A 1,774-nucleotide genomic window follows, 5' to 3' on the forward strand; every position below is an offset into this window, starting at 1 on the left:
GATGGGGGCCGCCGCCGGCGAGCTGCCGCTCGCCGCGGCGCTGCGCGACGCGCGCAGCGATCCGCTGATGCAGCAGGTCCTGCGCAACCTCGGCGCCCGGCTGATGCTGGCCGGCGCCGACGGCACGAGCCGCGCGATCCTGCTCACCTCGGCCGCGCCCGGCGAGGGCAAGTCCTTCACCACCCTGGCGCTCGCCCAGCTCAACGCGGCGAGCGGGCGCCGCGTGCTCGTCCTCGAATGCGATCTGCGCCGCCCGGTCTTCGAGACGGCTCTGGACCTGCCCGCCGGCCCCGGCCTCGCCGGCGTGCTGCGCGGCGAGGCCCTGCCGCGGGAGGCGGTGATCGCGACGGCGACGCCCAACCTCGACGCCATCCCCGCCGGCGCGGCGACCACGGAATCGACCGAGCTGCTGATGGGCAAGCGCATGACCGAGCTGCTGCTCTGGGCCCGCAAGTACGACCTGGTGCTGATCGACAGCCCGCCCGCGGCGATGCTGATGGACGCCCAAATTTTGGCGCGGCAGGTCGACGGCGTGCTGTGCTGCACCCGCTGGGGCCGCTCGCAGGTGTCGGCGATCAGCGCCACCGTCAACGGCCTGCGCGAGGCCGGCGGCGACGTGTTCGGGCTCGCGATCACCATGGTGCGGGCCGACGACCACCCGTTCTACGACACCGGGCACGAGCCGGCGCGCCGCTATCTCGGAGCCGCGTGATGGACCGTCCGCGGGTCGTGTTCGTCAACCACACCAGCACGATGTCGGGCGCCGAGATGGTGCTGTGCGATGCCGTGGGACCCTGGCGCGGCGCCACCGCCTTCCTGTTCGAGGACGGGCCGCTCGCGCCCGCGCTGCGGGAGCGGGGGCTGGCGGTCGTCCGTGCGCGGCGCGGATCCGGGCTGTCGTCCCTGCGCCGCGACGGCTCGCCCTGGCGCGCGATTCCACTGGCCGGACGGCTCGCCGCGACGATCCTCGCGCTGGCGCGGACCGCGAAGGCCCACGACGTGGTCTACGCCAACTCGCAGAAGGCCTTCGTCCTCTCGGCCCTCGCCGCGGCTCTCGTGCGCCGCCCGCTGATCTGGCACCTGCACGACATCCTCGATCCCGCGCATTTCGGGGCGGCGCAGCGTGGGCTTCAGGTCCGCCTCGCCAACGCGTTCGCCGCCCGGGTCGTGGTTCCGTCGCAGGCCGCCGCCGACGCCTTCGTCGCGGCTGGCGGGCGCCGGGATCTCGTCGAGGTTGTGCCCAACGGCCTCGACCTCGACGGCGAGCCCGGCGACCCGGCCGCCCTGCGCACGAGCCTCGGGTTGCCGCACGGCCCACTGGTCGGCGTCTTCAGCCGGCTCGCCCCGTGGAAGGGGCAGCACGTGGTGCTGGAGGCCCTGGCCCGCTCGCCCGGCACGGCGTGCATCGTCGCCGGCACCGCCCTGTTCGGCGAGGACGCCTACGCGAACGGTCTGCATGCGCGCGCGGCCGAGCGCGGGCTCGCCGACCGCGTCCACTTCCTCGGCCAGCGCGGGGACGTGACGCGCCTGATGCGCGCGGTGGACGCGGTGATCCATCCCTCGATCGCCCCCGAGCCGTTCGGGCGCACCCTGGTCGAGGCGATGCTGGTCGGGACGCCGGTGATCGCCACCGATACGGGCGCGGCGGCCGAGATCCTCGACCGGGGCGCGGCGGGGACCCTGGTGCCGCCCGGCGACGCGGGGGCGCTCGCCGACGCCATCGCCCGCGTCCTGTCCGCGCCGCCAGGGCTCTCGGCCCAGGTCGCCCGGGCGC

At 75.5% G+C, this 1,774-nt stretch carries 2 protein-coding genes; both read left to right on the forward strand.

What is annotated here, in order from left to right:
* The coding region (locus FV230_RS28000) for a CpsD/CapB family tyrosine-protein kinase (RefSeq protein WP_147844685.1) at positions 1-712 on the forward strand (712 nt) is incomplete at its 5' end.
* Positions 712-1,774: glycosyltransferase (locus FV230_RS28005; protein WP_147844686.1), on the forward strand; the 1,063-nt coding region annotated here is incomplete at its 3' end. The genes FV230_RS28000 and FV230_RS28005, both read left to right, overlap by 1 nt.

The organism is Methylobacterium sp. WL6 (assembly GCF_008040095.1).
Lineage (GTDB): Bacteria > Pseudomonadota > Alphaproteobacteria > Rhizobiales > Beijerinckiaceae > Methylobacterium.